This is a genomic window from Bacteroidales bacterium, assembly GCA_014860585.1.
In the GTDB taxonomy this organism is placed as follows: Bacteria; Bacteroidota; Bacteroidia; order Bacteroidales; family 4484-276; genus RZYY01.
The window spans coordinates 1-23,442 of record JACZJL010000106.1 but is presented as its reverse complement, the minus strand read 5'-3'; the positions used below and the strand labels follow the sequence as shown (position 1 = coordinate 23,442).

At 44.8% G+C, this 23,442-nt stretch carries 11 protein-coding genes; 5 read left to right on the top strand and 6 right to left on the bottom strand.

Annotation, left to right across the window (positions count from 1 at the left end; translation table 11 throughout):
• The first annotated feature begins 7 nt into the window (after positions 1 to 7).
• The 3 genes from IH598_11205 (at position 8) to IH598_11195 (ending at position 2,590) form a co-directional block, all read left to right on the top strand.
• Complete coding sequence (locus tag IH598_11205) at positions 8 to 427, top strand: hypothetical protein (protein ID MBE0639077.1); 420 nt, start codon at positions 8 to 10, stop codon at positions 425 to 427.
• Between the two features lie 22 nt (positions 428 to 449).
• Complete coding sequence (locus IH598_11200; GenBank protein MBE0639076.1) at positions 450 to 737, top strand: co-chaperone GroES; 288 nt, start codon at positions 450 to 452, stop codon at positions 735 to 737.
• A gap of 893 nt (positions 738 to 1,630) precedes the next feature.
• Entirely contained in the window at positions 1,631 to 2,590 is a 960-nt protein-coding gene (locus IH598_11195) for a flavodoxin-dependent (E)-4-hydroxy-3-methylbut-2-enyl-diphosphate synthase (protein ID MBE0639075.1), read from the top strand.
• Here IH598_11195 and IH598_11190 read toward each other — a convergent pair.
• The 6 genes from IH598_11190 to IH598_11165 all read right to left on the bottom strand — a co-directional run bounded on the left by IH598_11190 (position 2,577) and on the right by IH598_11165 (position 20,819).
• Positions 2,577 to 4,796: a T9SS type A sorting domain-containing protein gene (locus IH598_11190; GenBank protein MBE0639074.1), complete on the bottom strand. Its 2,220-nt coding sequence runs from the start codon at positions 4,794 to 4,796 to the stop codon at positions 2,577 to 2,579. The genes IH598_11195 and IH598_11190 overlap by 14 nt on opposite strands.
• Before the next feature lie 365 nt (positions 4,797 to 5,161).
• Entirely contained in the window at positions 5,162 to 8,695 is a 3,534-nt protein-coding gene (locus IH598_11185; GenBank protein ID MBE0639073.1) for a S8 family serine peptidase, read from the bottom strand.
• 146 nt (positions 8,696 to 8,841) lie between these two features.
• On the bottom strand, positions 8,842 to 12,411 hold the full coding sequence (locus IH598_11180) for a T9SS type A sorting domain-containing protein (protein MBE0639072.1): 3,570 nt from the start codon (positions 12,409 to 12,411) through the stop codon (positions 8,842 to 8,844).
• 145 nt (positions 12,412 to 12,556) lie between these two features.
• Entirely contained in the window at positions 12,557 to 15,508 is a 2,952-nt protein-coding gene (locus tag IH598_11175) for a carboxypeptidase regulatory-like domain-containing protein (GenBank protein MBE0639071.1), read from the bottom strand.
• 102 nt (positions 15,509 to 15,610) lie between these two features.
• A complete protein-coding gene (locus IH598_11170; protein MBE0639070.1) occupies positions 15,611 to 19,195 on the bottom strand; it encodes a T9SS type A sorting domain-containing protein in 3,585 nt (1,194 codons plus the stop codon).
• A gap of 121 nt (positions 19,196 to 19,316) precedes the next feature.
• Positions 19,317 to 20,819, bottom strand: coding sequence for a glutamine synthetase (locus IH598_11165; GenBank protein MBE0639069.1), 1,503 nt, complete (start codon positions 20,817 to 20,819; stop codon positions 19,317 to 19,319).
• 408 nt (positions 20,820 to 21,227) lie between these two features.
• Here IH598_11165 and IH598_11160 point away from each other — a divergent pair, with 408 nt between their 5' ends.
• Positions 21,228 to 22,853, top strand: coding sequence for an indolepyruvate ferredoxin oxidoreductase subunit alpha (locus IH598_11160; protein ID MBE0639068.1), 1,626 nt, complete (start codon positions 21,228 to 21,230; stop codon positions 22,851 to 22,853).
• A 19-nt stretch (positions 22,854 to 22,872) separates the two neighbouring features.
• Positions 22,873 to 23,442: indolepyruvate oxidoreductase subunit beta (locus IH598_11155; protein MBE0639067.1), on the top strand; the 570-nt coding region annotated here is incomplete at its 3' end.

Here is a 23,442-nt window from a genome sequence, read left to right as displayed (position 1 = left end):
CCTCTTTATGGCAGATGTGTCAGAAGCCAGGGATATCCATGAGAATTTCGGCATCAAATCAGTCCCATCACTCTTATCGTTTCGGAAAGGGGTATTTCAAAATGTGGTTAAAGGATGCAACAACCCTGATTTTTATCGTTCTTTCTTCGAACATACGTCTTACCCTTCCGGAGAAGATAACGAAAGTAAGCAACCTTCAGTAACAGTTTACACTACGCCAACCTGCTCGTGGTGTAATACGCTAAAGTCACATTTGAGAAAACACAAAATCATGTTTACCGAAATTGATATCTCGGCTGACCCGTCGCTTGCTGAAGAATTAGTAAGAAAAAGTGGCCAGCAGGGTGTTCCCCAGACTGAAATCAACGGGGAAATCATCATTGGATTTGATAAAACAAGAATTAATAAATTGTTAAACATAAACTAAACATTTTAAAGGAGATAGAACAATGAAAGAGCTTCAGCCATTAAATCAAAATGTGATCCTCGATATTGATCAGGAAAAAGGAGAACAAAGGAGTTCTGGCGGGATCATCATTCCTGACACAGCCAAAGAAAAACCACAAATGGCCCGTGTAGTTGCAGTAGGAAATGTTGAAAACCCCGGAATCGTGGTCGGAGACATGGTGATTTATAAAAAATACTCGGGCACCGAACTTGAGTTCGAAGGACACAAATACCTCTTCATCCCGTATGCCGACCTTTTGGCAAAAATCGTGGAAACTGAAGAGATTTAAAAGACAGATTTTAATCATCAATGCCTAGAGCCTGCCTCCGCTTGAGGTGGGCTTTTTTGTGAAATAGAGAGAAGTGGGTTGGGTTAAAAGAATAATATCCCTTGCCCTGTAAATGCCAGGCTAATTGAATTTTCGTTTATTTTGCTGAAAAAATTCTGACAATGAATTTTCGGTTTCCTACGCGTGAGGTTAAAGTTGGCAGTGTTGTCATTGGCGGAAACAACCAGGTGTGCATCCAGTCGATGACCAATACCAACACAAATGACATCAACTCAACAGCAGATCAGATAATTCAATTAACCAATGCAGGATGCGACATGGTCAGACTGGCTGTTCCTGGAGTTCGTGAGGCTCATGGGCTGAAAGAACTAAGAAAAGTCCTGACCGGTAGGGGCTGCAGGGTGCCTTTGATCGCAGATGTCCATTTTAGCCCTGAAGCAGCCCTGATTGCGGCTTCAATTGTAGAAAAAGTACGGATTAATCCCGGCAATTATACTGATCGGAACACTGGCAAAGTTGATTTTACGGATGTTGATTATGTTGAAGCAGGCAAAAGAATCAAAGAGAGGATTCAGCCACTGATCCGGGTTTGTAAGGAACACGGAACGGCCCTGAGAATAGGCTCAAATCATGGCTCTTTATCAGAGAGGGTTGTTTCCCGCTATGGAAACACACCTGAAGGCATGGTGGAAGCCGCTCTTGAATTTGTAAGGATTTGCCGCGAGCTGGATTTTCACCAGATTGTGCTTTCGATGAAGGCCAGTAGCGTACGGACAATGGTCTTCGCCAACAGACTGTTGGTAAAAAGGATGATTGCCGAAGAGATGGATTACCCCATCCATTTGGGTGTTACCGAGGCGGGCAACAGTATCGAAGGCAGACTCAAATCTGCCATTGGAATAGGCGCCCTGCTCGCCGACGGCATTGGGGATACGATCAGGGTTTCGCTCACCGAAGACCCGGTGAGTGAAGTTCCGGTGGCTCAAAAAATTATAAGCTATTTTGATCATCAACTTTACGGAAATCCGTCAGGAAAAACAACACATTTTTTGGAATTACCCCACCATTACCAACCTGAAATTACAAACAAAGCTTTACCCGGGGTAAACGAAAAGCCCCCCTTAGTCATCAACCGGCCAGGTAAATATCCCGGTCAAAAACCTGATTTGTTGATTGATGAAAAAAATTTGCCCGAAAGTTTTGCTCTGATTTCAGGAATTGAAGATTTAGCTAAAAAAGAAGTGTTTAAAAAAAAGCATGCTATAATTTTTGAAACCAACAAAACAGCCGGCGTTTTTGAGTTTCGGGAATTTTTCAGGCGAAAGCGGCAGGCCGGATCAGATTCTCCGGTTATTTTGAAAAAAAAGTACACCGGAACAGATATTTCTGTTGAAGCCGGAATAGATTTCGGTACACTTTTTTTGGATGGTTTTGGCGATGGTTTATGGATTGATTCAAATCAATACCCGGATGGAGAGAAAATGGTTGAGCTTTCATTCCAGATTTTACAGGCATGTGGGGCAAGGATTACCCAAACGGAATTCATCGCATGTCCTTCCTGCGGGCGAACCCAATATGACATTCAATCTTCTCTCGAGGCGATCAAATCCCGGACTGCCCATCTGAAAGGGCTGAAAATAGCTGTGATGGGCTGCATTGTAAATGGCCCCGGCGAAATGGCCGATGCCGATTATGGTTATGTAGGAATGGGCGCCGGAAAAGTAGCTTTGTTTAAAGGGAAAAAGCTGCTCAAAAAGTCCATCCCGCAGGAGGAAGCTGTTGAGCAGCTCATTCATATAATTAAAGAAAATGGCGATTGGAAGGATGATCCTCTGACGCCTATTTCAGGATAAGTTTATCTACATTGATAAAATCCGTACCTTCAAACTTTATCATGTAAATGCCTTTGTGAAGGGTAGAAAGATCAATTTGATTTTTTCCGGAAAATACACCATTGAAAGAGATGCTCCCCAATACATCAACAATGGTTACCCTGAAAGAATCTTCATCATTTGCAATCATATTAATCATCCCGTTGCTTGGATTGGGGAAGAATCGGGGGTTTGAACCCTGGTACAACTCAGAATTTCCAGTTGAAGAAAGATGAACCCCTGTAATGGACGAGAGCCCGTTGTCCATAAAAGTACCGTCGGTGGAAGGCATTGCCTGATCAAATTCGACCAACAGATTGAACACCTCACCGGTAGATGCTTTGAAAACCCTGAATGTAAGCGCCTCACCTTCATCAAATCCAACTTTTTCAACTGCTGTCGGGTCGTTGCCATAAACTGTTATACCAGTGTTTTCTCCGTTACCTGGTATTTCAGCCAGCCCGGCACACTGACCTTCCTGCGTAAATACGCCGATGAAATCACCATGCGAAAATTCTGAGATAGCATCGCCGGAAATTGCCAGAATATGACTTGCAGACGTGGGGACAGGGTCTGGCCATGTTGATTTGTTAATGAATCCTGCATTCATATCCGAAATTTCTGATTTTTGTGTGGTACAGGCAGGGAAAGTTATCGAAGCCGTTTGATTTACAGCCACCATATAGGCTTTTCCCGGTATGAGCGTTTGGAGGGTATTGATTCCCATTGCCGGCCAGAACACATTATTACCTGCAATCTCTTTGACAACGATTATCCTGTTGATTACCGGGTTAAAAAGTTGTTGAACCGAAACATTGCATTCGCTTTTAACCGGCATTATGCTCCAGGTTGCAAGCAGGTTCTGAGACCTGTTGGTTAAAGCACATCCGGGAAATGGAAGAACAACACTCTGGTTTACTTTAATTTTGTACCCCTCATTAACACTCCAGGCTACAATCGTATTTATATTTTGGCCTGGATAATACATTTTGGTCATGGATTGCATAATAACAAGGTGGTCAACAACCGGACGCATGATCGAAACCAGGTTGGTAGTTCTTGGAATAAAATGTCCTGATATACCACTCCAGCCTGCAGGAATTACTATGTTCTGAGTGTGATATGCATTGAGAGCGTTTACAATGGACAGTCCTCCGCTGTACCATTTATTGTCTGCCGCGAGGTACCCTCCGGTTTGGTAAGTTGGAAATGCGTAATACTCCTGTTGTGTGGTCGTCCAGGTAAATACTTTCCAGTTCATCGTTTCACCGTAGCTGAACCCGTCTTTCTGAGTTGTGTAGGCATCATCACCATTTACCATGATCGGTGTGTTGCTTAATCCTGTCCATTCACCTGCTCCTCCGCAATGCATCTGGCCATCATCACCAATATAAAACACCCCAATATAGTCGCCTTGCTGCAATGGAACGCCGCAGATATTTGGATTTGAAGTAGTAAAAACAGAAATGATGTGCACAGTGCCAGTATTTACAAAATCCCATCCGGGGGGTAATCCAAAGGATTTTTCGATGTAATCGAAATTTTGATTGGTCAAATTCGACGAAACCTCGTCGAAAACTATGTATGGCGGGGTAAAATTCCATTCTGTGGATAACGGCCTCAGTGTGTCGCTCCAGCAGGGTGGAACCGTAATGGAATACTCACCGCTTGCAGTGGTTGTTACACTCATACCGTTGCTAAAATTTACCTGAGTATTGGCGAGTGGAAGTCCGGATTGGGCATGAGTAAAAACCCCGGATATGATAAACGACTGGATTTGTGTCCCAAAATAGTTTTGTTGGGTGTAATTCTTTTTCACAGTAACATAGGCTTTCTGGGGTGGGGAAAACTCAAAATACGGGCTGCAAAAAGCAGGTGTGGCTGTCCCAGTCCAGTTATGCGGCACATCATAGGCATAATACCCGCTCTGGTTGGTCTCCACCGAGCCAAGGCCACTGAAAGATACTGAAACAGCGGGAAATGGGACTGTCATATCAGTATCCTTATAAATATAACCCGAAATTGTCCAAAAAACCCCGTCTTCACTGCCTTTAAGGAATGGCGAAATATCTAATTCATCCGGATGTTCACCGGAGGATTTCAACATATTATCATGTGCTGGTCTTCCTGATAAGGAAAGCAGACAGAAAAAAAGGGTAAATACAAATAGTATTGAATGGTACTTCATTTTCAATCGTTTGTTAATGGTATTAAATTTAAACTCCTGCGTTTGGTTAAAACTCGAAATGAATCATTTTATTAAGGCAAAAATAATTTTTATTTGCTAAAATACATTTTTAATGATTAAAAAAACGTGTGAAACATCAATGTCAATTCCCAACCTCTTGCTAATTGGGCGTTTTTCATTTTAGGGTTTCATTTTTGAAAAAAATATTATCCCATGCTTTTGCCATTACTATTTACCAGGAAGAAAATAATGCCTTGTTTAATAAAAAAGAAGCTGTCTCAGAAGTCTGGATTTAACCCGAACCGTTGAAAATCCAAATGATAAACTTTTGAGACAGCCTCCAAGTATTTTTTAAAAAAAATGAATTATTTGTTGATGATGATCTTTTGAGTCATGTTGATACCATCGCCAGTTAACCGGAGCAGATAGACTCCTTCAGCAAGATGCCTCAGATCAACCCCAATGGATGAACTTCTGTCAACAGTCACCTTGTTATTTCTGAAAACCTCTTTTCCAAAAGTATCTGTAATAACAAGACTTACATCCTGTTTTCTGATGGTTTGAAGTCTTACATCAAAAACGCCGGTGCTGGGGTTAGGATAAATATTGAATAACCATTTATCGGAAACATCGGATATTCCTGTGCAATCTTTGAATTCGATGGAGATGTTGTCGATATTGGAACAGCTGTTAACATCGGTAACCTGTACCCAAAAATCTGCTACACCGATACCAACACCTGTTGTGTCAACAACAATGGTTTGAGTGGTTTCACCGGTTGACCAGAGGTAGGTTGCACCGGGATTTCCTGCGTCAAGCATAACAGATTCGTTGGCACAAACTTCCATGTCATCACCAAGGTTTATCTGAGGGAGTGCATGTATAGTTACATTTAACGGCAAAGATACCTGTCCATTTCCGCATGAGTTTGCCCCATTTACTGATACTGTTGCTGATCCGGTAAACAATGCACTCCAGTCAACAGTAGCGGTTAATCCAGTTCCTGTGATTGTCCCTGCTGAGGCGGGTGAAAGGGTCCAGATGTAATATTCAGAACCCTGGGCTCCTGAGGATGTAAAAACCGATTGGGTTGTGCCCCAGCAGATTGAGTTAATGCCTTGTGGAGTCCCGGCAATTTCGGGGGTATGGTTGACAACCACAGTTGTTTCTCCATTTATAGTTGTTTCTCCGTCGTTTACTTCAACATAATAAACGGTGGTTTCGTCAGGAGAAACACTTGGATTTGGCAAAGTAGAGGTGAACCCGGCTGGCAGGGATGTCCACAGGTAAGTATAAGCACCCGTTCCGCCAGTAACGTTGGCGGTCAGTTGTGATGATTCATTAAGACAAATTGCTGACGGGTTGGCATTTACAGTAAGTGCAAGTGGAAAACTGCCTCCGACATTAAGCGTTACCGGAACATCGACTTCCGGCAAATCAGGGTCGTTTGAAGCAACTTTTACATTGCCATAATACACGCCAGCAGTTAAATCTTGGGAGTCAAAAAGCACTTCAATCATTTTGGAGGCGCCCGGAGCAATAGTATCGGTTACGCGCTGCACATAGAGCCAGCCTGATACATTCACAGTATAATCCTCGGTTTCGCCGTAGCTTGTGCTCTCGCATGGGTCGGTGGTTGCACTTTGCCAGTTTGCTTTTGCCCTCATCCTTGTTTCACCGCTTTCTGCTCCTTCAGGAATGGTGACCTGAGCAATATAGTTCTGATTGGCATTGGCCAGGAGGAATCCATTCAATACCATCTCCGAGGGGTCGAACGTCTCGTTCTTGTTAAAATCTATCCAGATCGTAACATACTGGTCATCGTAGCCGGTTTTTAAAGTTACATCATAGGTTTCTCCAGCCTGAATTTCGGTGCTCATATTGGTAAAATCTCCGTAACCGTTGGGGCTACAGCCGCTGTTCATATTGCTGATATCGCCCATCGCAAAACCTGTAAAACCATCACCAAAAGAGCAATTGGTGGTAGGAATACAATAGTCGCGATTCTTACGAACCGGATCGGCTGACGAAGACACTTCATAGATCAGATCAAGCTGACCAGTGTTTTCGACGGTGATGTATTCTGTTAAAGTTGCTCCCATGTCCATAAATGCAACAATTTGCTCAGGAGTAACGCCAATGTGGGCATCACCCCATTGCAGTGTTAGTTTAGGTCCATTAGATTCTCCCGTCTCGTGCTGGGCAGTCACTTTGTATTCATAAATGCCGTATTCAGGCAATGTTTCGGAATAAAACAGATCCGTTGTAGTGTTGATCAGGAGATTATCACGATAGATTTTGAAATACTCAAATCCGGGTTCAGGTTCAAATTGCCAGCTGAGCTGAACTTCACCGGTTTCGAATGTAATCGCTCCAACCAGGTCGGTTGGTCGTGCAACAGAAGTAACTTCTTCAACGGCTGCGAGCGCGTCCACACGGCCGGAGCCGGTGGTGTTGTTTTTGCCTGGTTGCAACACAAGGGCAGTTTCTTCGAGGATCTGATTCATTTCGGCAGGTTCGAGCAAATTGTTTTTTTGCAGCATTAATGCCATAACACCCGCAACGGCGGGAGTAGCCATTGATGTACCGTCCCATCCTGACTCATAGCCTGTGTTGCTGTAATGTGCAAGGGATTTTATACCAACACCGGGGGCACACAGATCTGGACGGATAAGCCCCATACCCGGTTGGTAGGCGTAATCATTATAAGGAGCAATGGTTGACCAAGTTAGAGGGCCGCGACTTGAGAAGCCGGCAATAACATCACTGCTGTTTGTTGCACCTACACAAACCACACTCGAAATACCACCGGTCAAAGTTTGGTCCGGATGCAGCCAGGGTGGGGGGCAGTCACCCGGTGTCCTCACATTATCAGGAATAGGATAGGAGCCTTGCTGATTTCCTTCATTACCTGCTGCAACGGATGCGATCAGGCCGGCAGCCAGACCATTGTCGAAAGCCTGGCGGAAAGCAGTCCGGTTTGGTCCCCATGAGTGTTGCCAGCCAAGGGATAAACTCATCACATTTGCGCCATGTTCAACGCTGAATTGAACTGCAGCCCAAACGGAACTTTCGTTTCCACCGCCCCCGGCATCCAGCACTTTCAGGCACATGATTGTTGCACCTGGAGCGACACCGGTTTGTGAACCTGCAGTTCCATCGCCGGCTACCGTTCCGGCACAATGGGTTCCATGGCCATGGTCATCCATAGGGTTGTTGTTATTGCTCACAAAATTGTAACCGTGAAAAGGGAACTCAGGGTTTTCCCATACATTGTTTACCAGATCAACGTGATTGTAGTTTACCCCGGTATCAATGACTGATACGATGACTCCCTCGCCATCATAACCAAGCGCCCAGACCAGTTGTGCATTCACCTTCAGTACATTCCAGGTAATTTCACGATTTCCGGAATAACCCTCTTCAAAGAAAGCATTTTTACGCTCATTTGGATCAAGCACAACGCGGTATTCGTCGTAGTCAATCTGCTCAATATCGCTTCTGGTGCTGAGTTCCATGATGGCCTCAGGCGTAGCATAGCAGTTGATAACATTGTTAATCCAAAGGGAAGTAACTTCGCTTACCTGCCTGTTTTGCTCAAAATCACTGAGTTTGGACAGTACTCCCTTTTGAGTGAGGGAGGAAAAGTCTTTCAACACTTCGATTACATAAGCACGGCGATCATCTTTGCGCATAGTGCTTATATTTTGGATCAGTTCCTGGGAATCAAATTTTTCTTTTAAAAAAATATTGATCCTGATCATTTCATCACCTTTAGCAGATTCGAGTTTTTCGATCAATCTTGGTGAAAAAATACCCTCATCTGAAGCAAAGGTTGTTTGTGGTAAAATGGCCATGGCAAAAAATGCCCAAAAAAACCAGGTGTAAATTCTGTTCATGTTGATAATTAATTAAGTGTGTATAATCGATTAGACAAAAAGAGTTCAAAACGTTGCCAGAAAAAGCTGTATAATCAGCGATTAAAAAAACCGGAACGATCATCGAACCGTTCCGGTTAATAATATTATACTGAATTCATCTACAGCTATTTGCTGATAATGAATTTTTGCACCACATTAATACCTTCACCATTAATCCGGAGTAAATAAACCCCGTCACTAAGGTGTCTCAGGTCGACCGATACCGCTGAAATGCCGCTAACGGTTACCTGATCGTTGCTGAATACTTTCTTTCCGAAGGTATCATTGACAGAAATGCTAACTTGCTGTTTTCTGATTGTTTGCAGCTGCACTTCAAACAACCCGGAGTTAGGGTTAGGATAAATGTTGAATGACCATTTATCCGAAACATCGGATATCCCCGTACAATCTTTGAATTCGATGGAGATGTTGTCAGAATTTTCACAACCGTTACCATCAGTCACCTGTACCCAAAAATCTGCTACGCCGATACCAACTCCGGTTGTGTCAACAACAATGGTTTGAGTAGTTTCACCGGTAGACCAGAGGTAGGTGGCGCCAGGATTTCCTGCATCAAGCAAAACAGATTCGTTGGCACAGACTTCCATATCTCCACCGAGATTAACATGTGGCAATGTGTGCATTGTTACCATAAAAGGCTCTGAATTCAGACCATTTCCGCAAGAATTAACACCTTGAACGACAATCTGCGCTTCACCAGTAAACGCTTCATCCCAGGTAACGATTGCAGTCAGTCCGTTTCCTTCGATCGTGCCCGAATTTACAGGCAATAATGTCCAGATATATGTTGAAGAACCCTGGGCTCCTTCAGTACTATAAACAGTTTGGTAAGTTCCAACGCAAACCGAATTATCACCCTGAGGCGTAGCGGCCTGCTCCGGAACTGTATTTACAAACACAGTAGTCATGCCGTTAATTGAATTTTCTCCGTCCTCAACAACTACATAATAAATTGTTGTTTCCTGGGGATTAACCACGGGGTTGGCTTCTGTTGAAGTGAAACCGATGGGATCTGAGGTCCACAAATAGGTATATGCCCCACTACCACCGGTAACATTAGCGAAAAGCTGAGTGGACTCTCCGAGGCAAATTGTTGGTGGATTGGCTACTACAGTTAATGCAAGCGGGAATCCGGAGCCAACATTCAGTGTAACAGGTACATTAACTTCCGGCATATCCGGGTCGTTGCTTTCCACTTTTACATTTCCATAGTAGGTTCCATTTTCCAGATCATTGGAATCGAAATTTACTTCAATAATTTTATTGTTACCGGGAGCAATAGTATCCGTTTCACGGGTTACAAACATCCAACCGGAAACGTTCACGGTATAATCTTCAGTTTCGCCATAGCTCATGCCACTGCAAGGATCAGTAGGAACATTGAGCCATTCAGCTTTGGCTCTCATGCGGGCTTCTCCACTTTCAACCCCATCGGGAATAGTGATCTGAGCAGTATAAACCTGTCCGACATTTTCCAGGTTGAAGCCTTCAAGTAGCATTTCATTTGCTTCAAAAGTCTCGTTTTTATTAAAATCAATCCAGATAGTAACATATTGGTCACTGTACCCTGTCGTCATACTGACATTGTAAGATTCTCCAATCTGAACCTCGGTGCTCATGGAGGTAAAATTGCCATATGCTCCTGAGCTGCACCCATTGTTCATGTTCATGATATCGCCCATGGAGAATCCCGTCAGACCATCTCCAAATGAGCAGTTTCCTGATGGGATGCAATAGTCTTTTGTTTCTCGAAGGGGCTGTGTCGAGCCGGAAACTTCAAACACAAGATCAAGCTGACCGGTATTTTCGATGGTAACATACCTTGTTGAGGTACTTTGCATAGGAATATTTTCGATGATCTCTTCAGGATCAACGGCAATATGCGCATCACCCCACTGCAATGTAGTGCTTGGTCCGGTTGACTCACCGTCATCATGCATGGCGGTTACCTTGTATTTATAAACGCCATAGGTTGGCAGCATGTCAGTGTAAGACAGGGAGGTTGTAGTGGTGATCTGGAAATTGTCGCGGTAAACAATAAAATACTGGAATCCGGGAACACTTTCAAATTGCCAGCTGAGTTGTACTTCTCCTGTTTCAAATGTTATCGTTCCCAGCAGATCCGACGGGCGAGGAAGGTTGTTGGTTTCATAAGGTGATACATAGGCCATGGCAGTACCAGTGCGGTTGTCGGTCCAAACGGGATAAACCTTTGAACCGCGGGCTGCAATGCCAAGATAGTCGCCCATATAACCACCGGCAAGACCGCCTATGGGGGCAGGAGTGAAGTCCACGTCGCTTACCCGGAAATCTTCCCATGTATCCCCACCGTCAAATGAATTGGAGCACCAAACCTCGCATTTGTTGCCACCAACGTTTCTATCATCATAATAAACTACACTGAGTGTTCCTGTTTCAGAATCACAGCTGATCCATGGGAAATAGTGCTTGCGGCCAAGACCGGATGGATCCTGGTTGACTTTTATTGGTGTTGACCATGTTTGTCCCTGGTTGGTGGATTTGATCATGTACACATCGACATCCGATCCCTGGTTAGTTCCCGGAACGCCAACATTTGCCCAGACTATGTAAATATTTCCATTATTTTCACCACCGCTGATATCTACTGTCATCGATGGAAAAGAGTTTACCCTGTGGTTTTTGCCTGCGGTTGTATTGCGGATACCACGAATGTTTGACAGAATTCTTGTAGCGGGTTGATAGGTGGCGCCACCATCAAATGATTTGGCAAAACCCAGCACACTTTCATCCGTCGGCCAACCATCATAAACAGCCCATACAACATAAACCTCTCCATTAGGTCCGGTTTGAATATTCACACCCTGGTTGTGACTTCCGGCATTGATGGCTGAGCTGATGTTGACTTTTGGCGACCAGCTTACGCCGGCATTGGTGGAGCGTGAAATCTCAATATCTGAGTCATTTGGACCATAAAAATCAGTCCACGCATTGTAAAGATTGCCTTCATAAGGACTTGTGGGGCTGTTGTCGATCCACATATGATTTTTATCTAGGATGCCCCCACCAGATGCATTGGCTACAAGCACCGGAGTCCAGGTAGTTCCGTTGTCAGAATAGGAAACTCCCTGACCGTAATTGTTGTGGATATATCCGACAAATTGCCTTCCATCAAGGTTAATGGCAGTGGTTGGGTCGCCTGAGTTGCCGCCACCTGCCCCTTGTACCGATCCACCCCATGTTTGCCCGAAATCCATCGAGAAGAAATAGTTGGCGCCATACAATTGGCCAACCGGATTTTGGGTAGAGTTGTTGGATTGCAACACATGATCGGGATCCTCTGGATTGATGAAAATGGAGTTTTCACTCTGTGTTGAGTTTTCGGTGGTAACAGGAACGTCCGGAGAGTCTTCGCGAACAACACCTTTGGCATTGATGCGGCTACCTTTGAAAATTCCCATGGGAACTTCGTGGTAAGGTTCGATTGGAGTTAGACCAAGTTCGGCAGCCTGACGCCAGTATTTCATTTTGTCAATACGGGTATCTAGGACTTCGAAAGGGTTAAGTTGCCCCATCTGCTTGCCATTGTGGATTCGCTGTACTTCAGGTTTTTCAGCCTGGGTTTGTTGAGCTTTTACAGTAATTGCAAAAGTTGGAACAAGCAGCACGAGCAGTAGAAATAGAAACTGTTTCATAAAATTTATCTCCTTAAAATGAATTGAATTGATGTTTAAAAATAATGGCTGCGAAAATATACTAATTTATTAATCTAAGAATTAAGTAGTTGGAAAAACCTAACTTTTTCAGGTAATTTAACACCAAAATAAGTTCTTCTCCTATTTATTTGATTACAAGTTTTTCGATTGCCCGATCATTTCCATCAGTAATTACAACAAAGTAAACTCCAGACTGCATGCCATGCAGTTCAATTGCTAACTTGAAATCTGATGAAGCCGGAGTGTTCTGCTCATGTTGCAATGTGCCTGATATGCTGTAAATCCTGATATTCAGATTTCCTGAAAAAAGGTCGGAAAGGGCAATGGTTATATGATCTTCAGCCGGATTGGGCAATAAACTGAATCCGGGGGTAGTCATTTCATTCAGACCGGTACAATCATTTACGGTTACAATGAATTCATCTGAATATGCGCCATAACCGCAATCGTTCAGACCTCTTACCTGAAGAACAGCAGTGTTAGTGTACCCATCAGCCCACACAACAATAACTTCATTGTTGTTTTGTGTCTGAATTACACCTGCTTCGGCCGGGGTCAATGTCCATTCGTACTCATCAGCATGAGCAATTTGCTGGCAACTGTACATTTCAATACTCCCTGCACACACTTCAGCAACCCCATTGATTTGGGTTCCATTGGCTGGTAACTGATCAATCGTCAATGTCAACCCGTCGCTACTGGAATTAGTACCATCAAAAGCAGTAAGTGTTAAAACAACGCTGCCGTTGAGGATATCATTGGTTCCCGGGGTATAAACCGGAGTTAAAATCGATGCATTGGAAAAAGTGCCATCGCCGGCTGTTGTCCATTGAACAGATGTGTAAAATGAGGCATCTCCCTGGCATGTGAAAGTTTCGTTGGAACAAATCTGGCCGTTAGGTCCTGCATTGGCGTTAACCGTGGGTGAAGGGGGGAAAATGATGTAATCAATCCATGCAGCATCCTGCCCTGATACGACAAAAACATCCTTTTCATATACCCATTTAAAAGTGTTCATCCCAGCAGTGACCGGGAAAGAAACTTCTGACCAGGCCACCTCGCCCGACCACTGGCCTTTCTGGACGTTGTTGATATAAAACCTCAGGTAATCGTAATCAGCCTCTGAAGATACTTTTCTGTAAAAAGAAATTTCTCCGGCCGAAGCCGCTTCCATTGTGTAAATCATCTGAGAGGTCTGGTCGTTACCAATAGCCCCTGAACGCGCTGAATACTGGCCGTCCCAGGAAACAGCACTGGTAATCGTCCAGTTGGCATTTCCCGAAAATGTCCATCCTGTAGGGAAAACTCCAGCTTCAAAGCTGACCGCATTGGTTTCGGTCAGTTCAAAATTGGCAACTGTATTTTGCGGGGAGACAGTAACCTGCTGGATTAAGGTGGCATAGTTTTCAGCCCAGACCTTGAATGAATAGGTGTTTTCAAAAATTTCATCAATGGTATATTCCCCGTTATTGTTTGTATATACCGGATCAATCGGTGTTCCAAGCACTTCAACCGAAGCATTGGCAATGGGTTCACCTGTGTCGCTGTCGGTTACGGTACCGGTAACAGTAATGATCTGGCTTTGAACCATGGAAACATTCAATTCCGTTTGTCCCTGGCTGTTAATGTTCACATTATTAAAAGTTTGTGAAATGTATCCGAAAGCTGAAAAAGTAACGGTGTAGTTACCGTTTGGCAACAAGCGGTAGTATCTTCCGAAGGCTTCATTGCTCCTGTATGGTTCCCTGTAAAGGCCGGTATTGTCGATGCCTTGTACGTAAACTTCTGCAACCACAGGTTCTCCGGTTACTGAATTTGTAACCAAACCCGTTAAAGTTGACGTATTTACCCGGTTCAATAAAATCAATGCAGCCTGCAGGTTGTCCTGGCAAATCCCCAAAACCTGATTTGCCGGAGGAATAAATTGTGTGGCGAGCTCGATGGTATAGCTAAAAATTCCATGGTTGCCATAGGCATAATCGTCGGTTGTTCCAGAACTTGGGTACAGTGCCCATGAGGGTTGCGGAGTATAGTTTCCTGAGCCGAGTTTCGGAATGGATTGTCCCATGGCAGTTCCCAAAGCAGCCAAAGCGGTGGCATCGGGAGCAGTGGCTCCATCCAGGTATCCATAAGGCCATAGGACTAATTCGCTATAAGTATGATAGGTAATGCCTGCAACAAAATGATGGTCAGCCATCAGGTCGCGCATGGCGGCAATTTCGGGTTCGGAAAACGCTGATGGACCGTGATAGGTCAATTCTCCCGGATCAGAACTTGCTCCCTGGCCGCCAAACTGCCATCCATAATTACGGTTAGGGTCAACACCATCAGGATAACTCCATCCTCCCGATAAAGTGACCTGGCCATTGTTGTCGTTATCACGGATGTTCTTGCGCCAGTTGACATCAATCTGATCCAGTACAATTTTTTGCCCGTCGGGATTGACAACCGGGATAAACCAGATTTCTTTTGAATTCACATTCTCAGTAATTGAAGGGTTTGTTCCGTAATTGTCGAGAATATGATTGAGCACATAGAAAGCTACTTCCGTGCTGAGCGGTTCGCGGGCATGGTGGGCGCCCATGTAATAAATGGCCGGCTCATCTTCATCCAGTTCCACATTATCCGAAACCTTCAATGCCCAGATATCATGCTGGTAATTGACATAATTATTATTTCCGGCGAGGTAATATTCCTTTCCGCGGCTATCGCCTAAATCAAAAAGTTTACAAATTTCCGGATGGTCAATTTGCATCTGCTGAAGCTCGGCCAGCGATTCCTGATACGAACGATAGCCGGGCAGGTCGGCATCCCCCCTCAGATTGGCCCGCATCCCGGCCTCGGTTTGAATAACGGTTGCTACATACCCCTGAGCCAGCAAACTGTTGTATTCTTCTTCGGTAACCACCAGATCAAGAAATACCGTCGGGCTGTAAGCGGCGATATCGTAATTGTTGGTGGCAAAATGCTTTACAAGGATGGGGTCGGGGTTGGAAAAACGAATGATTACTTTTTCCTGTGAAAAGCTTGTTAACGTGAAGGTTAACATGATAAAAACAAAGAAATACTTTTTCATGATAAAAAATAAAATATGTAGTGAATGTAAATTCTTGCAGCGATGAGATAATTTTTTATAAAGTAAGGCATTTGCAGACAGACTGCCAAAAGATGAAAGAGTTTACTGACTGAGGATTATTTTTTTGAAGTAGGTATTGTCAGCGTTTTCGATTTTTAGATAATAAACGCCGTCAGCAACATTCTTCAGCTCAACGGAGAAAAGAGGATCAACATTAGCTTGCTCATAAATCTTCATGCCAAGCAAATCCCAGATGGAAACAGTGACCGGATCTTTACCGGAAAAATTGGTTTCAATCGTAAAGCTGCCCTTATTCGGATTTGGGAAAATGTTAACACCTTCATCTTCTTTAAGGTTGATGATGCCGGTGCAGTTCTCAATTAAAACTTCAAATACAGGCGACCATTGTCCTTCACCGCAATCATTCGTGCCGCGTACTTTGAGGTATGCTGTCCCTTCATACGAATCATCCCACGTAACATTGCAGGTATTTATATTTTCGAAAAGGACACCTGCCGTCAACGGCGAGAGCTCCCATGAATAGTCCGTAGCATCACTAATTAAATCAACAGTATAAACAGTCACTTCATTCTGGCAAACCACATTCTCGCCATTGATCGGGCCGGCCATTCCGGGTAAAGGCAATACCATAATCTCAAGCTCATCAGAATAGCTGCTTTGCCCGCAGAGATTCTCTGAACATACAGACAGTAATGCTGACCCTGAAAAAGTCTGGTTCCAGTTTACTTCGGCAATTGGTCCGTTATTGATCACTGTGCCGGCATTTACAGGTTGGATGTTCCAGTTCCAGGCTGTGGCATACATGGCATTCGATGTTGTGTAGGTTGTGTTTGGGCCATTTTGACAAACTGAGGTTTCTCCTGCCGGTGTGTCCGGTGTTTCAGGATCGCCATAAACGATCAGCCACTCCATCGCGCTGGTAGTGTTTGAGTTTGTCCCATCAGTCACAGTGAGGCTAACATCATAGTTTCCCGGAACTTCATAAGTTACCAATGGATTTTGCTCTGTTGAGGTGGCGGGAGTCCCTCCGTAAAATGTCCATTCCCAGCCGGTCGGCTTACCTGTGGATTGATCGTAGTATTGAACCTGACCGCCATGACAGACTTGATTAACATCAGAACTAAAAGCAGCAGTTAATGTGCTTCCGGGGAAAATGGCTGTGTAATCTTCCGTTTCACCATACGAGAAGTTGGCGCATGGGTCGGATGATGAATTTTGCCAGTTGGCACGAATTCTCAGCCTTTTTGCCCCAGGCTGAACACCGGAAGGAACGGTAAAACTGGTTGTGTAAACTGTTCCTGCATTGGCCAACGCGAAGTTGGTGATCAAACGTTCGTTGTCAGTGAAAATCTTATCATCATTCAGGTCAATCCAAAGACTTGCCTGCTGGTTGCTGTAGCCTGTTGTCCAACTTACTGTGTAAGAACTTCCCGGTTCAAGTTCGGTAGTCATATCGGTAAAATCGCCGTAACCATTGATGCCGTTATCGTTGGAACAACCATTGTTCATGTTGCTGATGCTTTCGAGCGAAAAACCTGTAAATCCGTCACTAAAGGAACAATTTGCCGTTGGGTAGCAAAAGTCAGGAAAGATAATGCTGATGTATTTTGTCTGTGCAGTCAGGTTTGTGCCCGAATATTCCAGTTCAAGCATGGCATTGTGCCCTGCCGGCGCCGAAGCACTGGCACTCACGACAAACTGAGCGGTTGCAGAGCCATTGATAGCAATGTTGCCAAAGGTTTGCGGAGTCTGGGTTAAAACTGTAATGTATGGGTCAGAGCAGGAGAGAGAGCCGGTTATATTCTGGGCAATTTCGCTTCCCACATTTTTTAAAGTAATAATGAAAGTAGCCGTCTCCCCTGGATCAAGCTGACCGTTGTTGTTGCCATTGGAATCGTTAACAACATAGCTTTCCATGATGATGTAAGGACCGGTTACGGAGCTGAGCGCCTGGATGGCGTCAAGGTCAAATCCGGCGCCTGAAACGCTTGCTGAGCCATCGCCATCGTCCAGAATTTTAAAGTAGCGGGCTTCGGAAACGGCACAGTTGGCAAAATCAAACTCTGTGGTTCCGCTGCCGGTTCCCATCGAATGCCATGGGCCATCCATGGTTACGCCTGCATACAAAGTGTACCCTTCGGCTGTAGCATCTCCCTCAAAAACCATAATGTCGGGGCCGGCGCCGTCGAAAATCATATCCTGCATATCAACAACGATCCAGCCGGTTTTACCTATCGAATAAAAAAGATTGTCTGGCGGGCCGATCACATTCCAGGTTGCACCTGGATCAGCAAAATTATTATTTGGAATGTGTGAACTAACAATCTTGTAAATACTTTGATGGCTTTCGGGCTGCAACGCAAAATTTGTGGTTGTCGCACTATTGGCAGTAACCACCACGCCTGTAAAGGTTGAGGACGCATACCCGTTGGCTTTGACCGTAATATTGTATGTGCCCGGAAGGACGTATTTATGATAATCGCCGTTTTCAGGATCGTTATAGGTTGGCAGATAATTATTCACAAACACCGTGGCAGTAACAGGTTCTCCGGTTGTTGCATCGGTAATTATACCTGTCAGCCCAAATCCGGCATATTCAATCATTGCCAGCATTGCCGGTTTGTTGTAATTATAGTACAACATAATTTGGGATGCAGGCGGTTGTTTTGACATCGAAATTTCCATAGACCAGGTAACCGATCCCATGAGGCCGTAATTGGAATCTTTAGTACTGCCATTGATGGGATACATCCCGGCATAACCCTGACCATAAGGGATATTGCTGTAACCTGAAACATCCGCATAAACACCGGCTAATTGCAAAATATGATTCATGTCTGGCGGTGCGGAAGGGCGGTAACTCCATGGGCAGGAAATGTATTCAGTGCCGCTGTGGTAGCTTGTATGCACTACAAACTGATTTTCAAAAAGGCACGATCTGAGCACTTTCGATTCAAGTTGCGAGAAGGCGCCTGTACTGCTGCCTTCGCCGTTCCACATATATCCGCAATCGCGGTTCAAATCCACCCCATTGTTGTTATAACGAACCATATTTACCCGACCGTCGGGGTTTACCATCAGATATAGCCAGATTTCGCGGGTATCGATCAGGTTGGTGATGTAAGAATTGCTTCCATAGCCAAGGCAGAGGTCGCGGGCAAAACGAATCAAGTTTTCAGGCCCTCCTATTTCATCGCCATGAATCCCGCCATCAAACATTGCCTGGGGCTTAACTTCGTTAACAATCGCATTACTGCTGATTTTCAGGGCAGCTAGCTGCCGTCCGCCCATGGAGGTTCCATAAACGATTTTGGTGCAAATGTTGGGGAAATGCTGCACAAGACTATCAGCAAGTTCAATGATCTCAGCATAAGAGTGATAAGCATCTTTTGTTTCCCAGAAATTTTCGTAATAGAGGTTCAGGTCTTCAATCAACACTTCATAAGCCAGCCCTGCACCCTTGAGTTGTTCAAGTTCTGACGGAGTAACATAAAGACGGGCACTTGAACCATAAAAATCTCCGTTCAATTTCAGTTCATAAAGCGCCTGAGCCTGCTCTTTGTTAGTGATGTTTACCGTGATTTCCATTTCACCCGGACGCCAACCCTGGCCGAACACAGGAGAAAGGAGCAGAAGCGCGAGAAGTGCAAGTAGTAAGTTTTTCATTTTAAAAACACTTTAGTTATTATTAATGGCAAAAAATGTCAATACTCAAAAAAAGAGCCACAAAGTTACAAACTAATTTATCTATGCAAATAAATAAGGAAAAACCACTTCATGTGTAACTTTATCCGCAATGGAAGTAAGTTTCCACCAACTTCATGATGGCCTCCTTGTTACCAGCAATTTCCTGTCGCAATGACTTGTCATTGAAAACCCTGAGCTTTTTAGCCCAGCTTTTGATTAATCCCTCGGGGAAAACATTGTGCTCGGTGTAATAGTGCATTTGCTCTTCGAGGCGGTCGGCAGATTCCCAGCATGAAGCCGGAAGTTGCCTAAGGTCTTTTACCCTTTCTTTATGCTCATCCTGGAAAATGTTTACATCTACATACGTCTTTCTTGCATATTCAAGTCCATTTTCCATTTCCAGCCCAACCCTTACAGCCACAGTTAATCCGGCCAATAACAGGTAAATATCGGCGGAGCCATCCGGACACCGGAACTCAACCGTTTGTTTATCTAAAAAGTTATTTGAAGTTTTTGGTTGCTGCGGGTTGGCATCCAGATACATATCTTTGTTGCTGGTCCATCCTAAAGGAACCCTTACCAGCACCGAGCGGTTGCGGTCGCCCCAGCAGATATTCGTTGGCGCTTCCTGGTGCGGCACCAGGCGGAAATAGGAGGTGGGATTTGTATTCCCAAAGGCTGTAAGTGAAGGCGCCAGTTCGAGGTAGCCGGCAATGGCACGCCTGGCGGCATCGCTCAGTTTTCCATTTTCAGTCATCTGGTTCTTGCCGTCTTTCATCAGGCGGGTGTGGATATGTAAACCACTTCCGGCCTTACCAACTGTGATCTTAGGTGCAAAAGTGATCGTGAACCCGTATTTGTAAGCCAGGTTACGTAAAATCCATTTGGCAATCACAAGCTGTGCTGCGGCATCATCCAGCGGGCAAGGACTGAACTCGAGCTCGTTTTGTTCGTATTCAAAATCACCCTGACTGAAATTCCCCACTTCGCTGTGGCCATATTTCAACATGCCACCGGTCTGCGCAATGGCCAGCATTGCTTCACGTCTGAAATCATCCCACTTGGTAAACGGCGCCGACTCATGATAGCCCTTCTGGTCAACAGCAGGATAAAGTTCCTGCTTTTCGCTGATCAGGTAAAACTCCAGCTCGCCCATCACATGAAAATCATATCCGGTGTGCTCTTTCAACACTTTTTGCGCTTTTTGCAAAATATACTCAGGCGAGCTTTCAAGGTGGTTGCCATCTTTGTCATAATAGGAACACAAAATATCCAAAGCAGGGATTTCGCTGAACGGATTCACAAACGCTGTTTTATAGCGCGGAACCACATAAAGATCGCTCGATCCTGCTTCGATGTGGGAAAACAAACTTGAGCCGTCAACGCGCTCTCCCATTGTTAGAATATCCTCCAGGTGCTCGCGGCTGTTGATCACAAAATTCAGTGTTTTCAATCTCCCATCCTGGCCTGGATACCTGAAATTTACCATCTCGATGTTGTGATCCTCGATGTAAAGGATCAAATCTTCACGTGTAAACTCCTCTGATGGTTTATTTAAATATTGAACCAGCGGATTCGGGTTCATCATCATCTTTTTCTTCATATCCGTCTCAAATTTATTTTGGTGAAAATGGCGGCAAACTTACGCATTCTTTCCAGAAAAAAGGGCGCTCATTTTTATTAAATCACAGGTAAAATAAAATGTTGAAATACTCAACACTTTATTCTGACGAACTGTCCATTTCATCGATTAAAAACCTGTTTTCCAATTATTGCAACTTATATTGTCCCAAAATTTACTTCTGATAGTAAATCCATTGAAATTCTGTGCAATTTCAACGTTGAAGTCGTGTGATTTCAAAATTTGCTGTCTTCTCGCTTTCATGACCAACAATTTACCCGGAAAATGGAAAAACGGATGACAGGCGTTAGTGGCAAAGATTAAAATTGTAGTTTTGTCCCTCAAAAAAATTTTGTTAAAATTGTAACCATTCTTCAATAAATCTGATTTATGCAAAAACTGTTATTACTGGGAGATGAGGCCATAGCACAGGCCGCGATTGATGCGGGGATTTCTGGGATTTTTTCTTATCCGGGCACTCCCTCTACTGAGATCACGGAGTATGTACTGGCGTCGAAACAGGCCGCAGCAAAAGGGATCAAAGCTTCATGGGCTGCCAACGAAAAAACGGGAATGGAGGCCGCGCTTGGGGTTTCCTACGTCGGAAAGCGTGCCATGACCTGTATGAAGCACGTGGGATTGAACGTGGCTGCCGATGCTTTCGTGAACTCAGCGATGACCGGCGCAAATGGCGGTCTGGTTGTAGTTGCCGCCGACGACCCTTCGATGCACTCGTCGCAAAACGAGCAGGATTCGAGATTTTACGGCAAATTCGCCATGATGCCCATCCTTGAACCCAGTAACCAGCAGGAAGCCTATGACATGGTTTATTACGGTTTTGATCTTTCGGAAAAATACCAGATTCCGGTTTTGCTCAGAATCACTACGCGTCTTGCGCACTCACGTTCCGCTGTTGTGCGCAAACCCGAACGACAGCAAAACGAAATCCATCTTCCAAACGATCTCAAACAGTTTATCCTTCTACCCGCAATAGCCCGCAAACGTTACAAAGGGTTGTTGGCAAGCCAGGCTTTGTTTGAAGATGATGCCGAAAAATCAGGATTTAACCAATATTTCGATGCTCCGGATAAGTCCCTCGGTATCATTGCCAGTGGCATCGCTATAAATTACCTGATGGAAAACTTCCCCGATCGCAACATTCCATACCCTGTTTTAAAGATTACGCAGTATCCGCTTCCGATGAACATGATTGCCAGGCTGGAACGTGAATGTGAACGCATCCTCGTACTCGAAGAGGGCGCTCCCATGATCGAAGAGGCGTTAAAAGGATTACTGTCCAAGGGATTGAACATAAATGGCCGGCTTGATGGGACATTGCCCCGTGATGGCGAACTGAATCCGAATATTGTTGCTGTTGCCCTCGGGAAACAAGACCATCGCGGAATGGATGTTCCGGATATTGTGGTAGGAAGACCCCCTTCGTTGTGTGTGGGTTGCTCACACAGCGACACGTACAATGCGTTGAATGAAGCATTAAGCGAATTTTCCAAAGGCCGCGTTTTTGCTGATATCGGCTGTTATACCCTGGGAGCCCTGGCGCCTTACAATGCCATCAACACCTGTGTGGACATGGGGGCATCCATTACTATGGCCAAAGGTGCTGCCGATGTCGGGTTTTCACCGGCTGTAGCCGTAATCGGCGATTCCACATTTACCCATTCCGGTATCACCGGATTGCTCGACGCGGTAAATGATAAGTCACCTATCACCGTCATCATTGCCGATAACTCCACTACCGGGATGACCGGCGGGCAAAAATCGGCTGCAACCGGTAAGATAGAAGATATTTGCAGGGGAGTCGGTGTTTTAGAAGAACACATCAGGGTGCTCAAGCCGTTGAGAAAAAACCATGAGGAAAATGTGAAAATTTTACTCGAGGAACTGAATTACCCGGGCGTATCGGTTATCATTCCGCGCCGCGAGTGCATCCAGACGCTCAACAAACGGATGCGGGCAAAAGCTGCTATCAAAACGAAAGAGTTGGAAAACGTTTAATCAAATTTAAAAGAAAACAATGAAAATAGATATCATTTTAGCAGGAGTTGGCGGACAGGGAATTTTGTCCATTGCGGCGACTATCGGACTGGCAGCAGTTGAGGCCGGGTTATACCTTAAACAGGCCGAAGTGCACGGCATGAGCCAGCGCGGCGGCGATGTGCAGTCGAACCTGAGACTTTCCGATAAAGAAATTGCTTCCGACCTTATTCCTTTTGGCCAAGCCGATATGATCATTTCTGTGGAGCCGATGGAGTCTCTCCGCTACCTGCCGATGCTCTCCCCCAGTGGTTGGCTCATCACCAACACTACCACTTTTGTCAACATTCCCAACTATCCTGACCGCGATGCCCTGATGGCTGAAATCCGGAGATTGCCACATAACATCGCACTTGATGCCGATCACATTGCCAAAGAATCCGGTTCCTCAAAATCGGCCAATATGGTGGTTCTTGGCGCCGCTTCGCCTTTCATCAACATTGACTACAAATTGCTGGAAAATGCCATCCGTCAGCTTTTCGGCCGTAAAGGGGAAGAGATAGTCAATCTCAATCTTACCGCAATGAAAGCAGGAAGATCATTCACGGAA

What these genes read in the sequence shown, in the direction of transcription:
- IH598_11205 (MBE0639077.1), top strand. Translation starts at nt 8, where the DNA reads ATGGCAGATGTGTCAGAAGCCAGGGATATCCATGAGAATTTCGGCATC.
- IH598_11200 (MBE0639076.1), top strand. Translation starts at nt 450, where the DNA reads ATGAAAGAGCTTCAGCCATTAAATCAAAATGTGATCCTCGATATTGAT.
- IH598_11190 (MBE0639074.1), bottom strand. Translation starts at nt 4,796, where the DNA reads ATGAAGTACCATTCAATACTATTTGTATTTACCCTTTTTTTCTGTCTG.
- IH598_11185 (MBE0639073.1), bottom strand. Translation starts at nt 8,695, where the DNA reads ATGAACAGAATTTACACCTGGTTTTTTTGGGCATTTTTTGCCATGGCC.
- IH598_11180 (MBE0639072.1), bottom strand. Translation starts at nt 12,411, where the DNA reads ATGAAACAGTTTCTATTTCTACTGCTCGTGCTGCTTGTTCCAACTTTT.
- IH598_11175 (MBE0639071.1), bottom strand. Translation starts at nt 15,508, where the DNA reads ATGAAAAAGTATTTCTTTGTTTTTATCATGTTAACCTTCACGTTAACA.
- IH598_11170 (MBE0639070.1), bottom strand. Translation starts at nt 19,195, where the DNA reads ATGAAAAACTTACTACTTGCACTTCTCGCGCTTCTGCTCCTTTCTCCT.
- IH598_11165 (MBE0639069.1), bottom strand. Translation starts at nt 20,819, where the DNA reads ATGAAGAAAAAGATGATGATGAACCCGAATCCGCTGGTTCAATATTTA.
- IH598_11160 (MBE0639068.1), top strand. Translation starts at nt 21,228, where the DNA reads ATGCAAAAACTGTTATTACTGGGAGATGAGGCCATAGCACAGGCCGCG.